Annotated in this window: 1 rRNA gene; it reads right to left on the bottom strand. The window is 55.7% G+C overall.

The features are described from left to right. Positions 1 to 76 precede the first annotated feature (76 nt). Positions 77 to 583 (bottom strand): 16S ribosomal RNA (locus tag EFBL_RS09000); the annotation flags it as partial.

The raw sequence follows: 583 nt of genomic DNA, 5'->3' as shown, positions 1-583 counted from the left end.
TCAAAACCAAATCGTGTAGGTAAGCCTCAAACCCTCGATTGCGGGTTCTCATATTGTCACTTTCGTGACTCCTTAGAAAGGAGGTGATCCAGCCGCACCTTCCGATACGGCTACCTTGTTACGACTTCACCCCAATCATCGATCCCACCTTCGGCGGCTGGCTCCTTACGGTTACCCCACCGACTTCGGGTGTTACCAACTCTCGTGGTGTGACGGGCGGTGTGTACAAGGCCCGGGAACGTATTCACCGCGGCATGCTGATCCGCGATTACTAGCAATTCCGGCTTCATGCAGGCGAGTTGCAGCCTGCAATCCGAACTACGAACGGTTTTCAGGGTTTGGCTCCACCTCGCGGTCTCGCATCCCGTTGTTCCGCCCATTGTAGCACGTGTGTAGCCCAAGACATAAGGGGCATGATGATTTGACGTCATCCCCGCCTTCCTCCGGTTTGTCACCGGCAGTCAACTGTGAGTGCCCATCTCCATGCTGGCAACACAGTTCAAGGGTTGCGCTCGTTGCGGGACTTAACCCAACATCTCACGACACGAGCTGACGACAACCATGCACCACCTGTCTCCGCTGC

Origin of the sequence: Effusibacillus lacus, assembly GCF_002335525.1 — a bacterium.
Taxonomy (GTDB): domain Bacteria; phylum Bacillota; class Bacilli; order Tumebacillales; family Effusibacillaceae; genus Effusibacillus; species Effusibacillus lacus.
The sequence above is the reverse complement of the archived record's forward strand: the minus strand, read 5'-3'. Positions and strand labels throughout refer to the sequence as shown.